General features: G+C 45.9%; 2 protein-coding genes. One reads left to right on the forward strand and one right to left on the reverse strand.

All coding sequences use genetic code 11. The annotated features are described in order from the left end of the window. Positions 1 to 248: DUF6783 domain-containing protein (locus tag ACH2DQ_RS07775; RefSeq protein ID WP_395026238.1), on the forward strand; the 248-nt coding region annotated here is incomplete at its 5' end. Positions 249 to 294: 46 nt separating this feature from the next. Here the strand turns inward: ACH2DQ_RS07775 and ACH2DQ_RS07780 are convergent. After that, positions 295 to 3,268: discoidin domain-containing protein (locus ACH2DQ_RS07780; RefSeq protein ID WP_395026240.1), on the reverse strand; the 2,974-nt coding region annotated here is incomplete at its 5' end.

Here is a 3,268-nt window from a genome sequence, read left to right on the forward strand (position 1 = left end):
CCGCAAAGTGGGATGTGCAGATGGCAGGAAGGAATTTTAATACACGCTCTAGCTGCGAAATGCATCAGGATTTCGCAGCGAATGCCCGCGTGCCGCCAAAAAGCGCTTCGGGAAGGTTAGAAAATGCCAGTTCTGCGTTAAGCCTTCCAAACCCCTCTCCTGGTCCGCCCCCTTCTCTTTCCGTACACCACCTCCATCTACAAAGCGTCCTTACTCAGCAAAACCCAAATATAAAGCGTTCTCTCTAGTACATAAGAAATGCGACCAACAATGTGGCCGCATCAACTTATCGATTTATTTTACGTTCACTTTCACTTTATAAGACTTCTTGTTAGATGTCTTTACCGTAATATCCGCTGTTCCCCTCTTTTTAGCCGTGATTTTACCACTCTTATTTACATCTGCCACTCTTTTGTTGGAAGTCTCATATGTAATCTTTTCGGTTGCCGTAACCGGGTTTCTTGTCACGTTCAGTTTGCGGGATTCTCCTTTTTTCAGGGTCAGTTTTGATACGTCTGCTTTGATACTCTTTGTTGTAACTTTGCTCTTAACTACTTTAACGGTAAGTTTTGCGGATGCACCCTTACGGGTTTTAACCGTGATGGTTGTGTTTCCCGTTTTCTTTGCTGTAATCTTTCCTTTTTTATCAACAGCCGCCACTGACTTTTTAGAACTGCTCCAGCTCTTAATATGATCTCCTTTTTGTAAGCCGGACGCTTTGACTGCCTTCGTCGATTTTTTCAATTGCAGCGGAATAGATTTTGCATTCAGTTTCACCGTTGCTTTTACTACCGTTACATTGCAGCTAGTGCTTTTCCCGCTTCCATCGTTAGCTTTGGCTGTTATAACAGCAGATCCCTTTTTCTTCGCTGTCACATTCCCCGATGCATCTACCTCAGCTACTGCAGTGTTGCTGCAAGACCAGGTAACGGTCCGGTCTTTGGCATCTGCCGGACTTACCGAAGCGCTCAGTTTCAGCCTGTCTTTGACGAACAGCCTGTCACTTGTCTTGTTCAGCCTGATACTGCTCACTTTAACCGGTTCTGCCGGAGGATTTGGCTTCGTTACACGCACAAGGGATTGATCTGCCTGTGATAAGAATGTATATGCCTGAGCAACAGCCTTTTTACCAGCTTGAGAATCAGCCAGTACATTCCGGGCATTTGTAAGAGCCTGTGCGAATACTTTCCAGCTTACGGGTGTATAATCTTTTTCCTGTTTTCCCTCTGCATTACGTACAAGTGTCTGCAGATCTCTTTTGTCTCCCTTTTCCTCTAATCCGCTTACAGCAGATTTTAGCGCATTCGTAACTCCATCCACATCTGCGGGGGATGCATACGGATCCACCAGCAGTCTGCCTGCTGCCTGAAGCTGTACCTGTAATGCTTTCCAGCTGGCATTTGTATATACTTGTCTGTTATTATTCTTTGTTTTCCAGTCGCTGTACAGAGCCTGCAGCTCGTCTGTCTGTGCTTGCTGCGGATATTCCGGTGTTGCCAGATCTGCATACAGTTCTATTTCCGCAATCTGTTTATTGGTGGCATTATTTGGTGCATTCAGCCACAACAGCTTCACATACCGGTATTGTCCTGCAAGTGTTTCATAAACAGCCTGTCCGCCATCCTTTTGATAAACCTGGGGATCACGTAACGTTGCATCTGCCAGTATGGTCCAGTCTGTTTTGTTATTAGATCCTTCGATCCGGTATTTCGGCAGATAGGAGCCATTTCCAAGCTTGACTACAATGCCCTGGAGCACATTTTCCTGCAGCATATCCATTAGGATTGTCTGTGAACCAACCGGACCGTATGGTACCCATTCTGTACTGGCATCGCCATCGAATAAACAGGAATCGGTATTGGAATAAACGCCTTCCTCCGTGTAAACACCACTGCCCACACTCTTTACAAGAGGAGTCTGCAGAACGCCTTCATACTGCGGAACTTCATCATCTTCCGGTGGCGCTATTGCTTCACTATAAACCTCGAACTCGGACATGGTTGGCCAATTTCCCTGAACATCATGAAAGGTCAGTTTCAAATATTGGTAACGACAGTCTGTCCGGATTTCCACAAGGGACAATCCGCCTTTATTTATGGTTTTCCTGTCAGCTTCTTCTGTGATAAGACTCCAGTTGTCACCATCATCTGACCCTTCCAGCTGATAGCTGACAGAAGACGTGCCTCCAACCATAAACATGTTGATGAATCCTATTTTCCTGCTTTCTCCCAAATCATACTGAATCCACTGGGGCATATCTCCGCTGCTTGCACACCAATAAGTGGTATTGTCTCCATCTATAGATTTCGAAGGTGCGCTGACCGGAGCGGATACGGAACTTGCTGTCACCGATGCATTGGAAGCGTGATTAACATTGATTAATGCTGGATCATTATATACCTCTAATTCCACAATCGTCGCCCAGTTGCCTGCTGCCTTGCTGAATTCTACCTTCAGATATCTATACGTACCTGCTGCCGGTATATCTAACACTACTGACTGTGAATTCACTGCCTGCTTTGGCTTCTCACCCACTCCCGTATAAAGGGGCTGCCAGTCTTCTTTATCATTGGAACCCAGAATGGTGTAGTCCACTAAAGACGTGCCGCCATACATATACATTCTGATAATATTAAAGGTTTTTTCTTCCTGTAAATCCAGGCTCAGCCACTGGGGCATATTCCCGCTGTCCGCACACCACCAGGTGGAGGCGTTGCCGTCTACTGCCTTATCTGCCGTGGAGTCACTGGATGCTGAACCTGCCTCTGCAATACTAAAGCTTGCCAGATTTTCTAATTGGTCTGTTTCTTCTTCCGGTGATTTTTCTGCAAATACCTCAACTTCATAGACGGCTGCCCAGTTTGATGTAATATCGGTATATTCCAGCCTGAGGTAACGGTATGTACCCTCTCTGGTGATACGTAAACGATCCATATTTTTAACTACCGTCGGTTTCTGGTCAGCTGCTTCGTAGATATCCTCCCAAATTTCTCCATCCAGGGAACCTTTGATGCTATAAGAAACTTTTTCCGTTTTTGTACTCATTCCTCTGTGCATCAGGATATTTATTTCCTGGAATGATTTTGGCTCACCCATATCAAGTTCCAGCCATTGGGGCATATCTCCGCTGTCGGCACACCAATAGGTATTATAATCCCCATCAACGGCACAATCTGCAGCAAAGCTTGTAAAATTACTGTTATCCGAACTTGCTGTGGCTGCAGCTCCCACTGCCAGGTTCTCCCGGTGGGAAATGTACGGATCGTCA

This window comes from Robinsoniella sp., assembly GCF_034124845.1.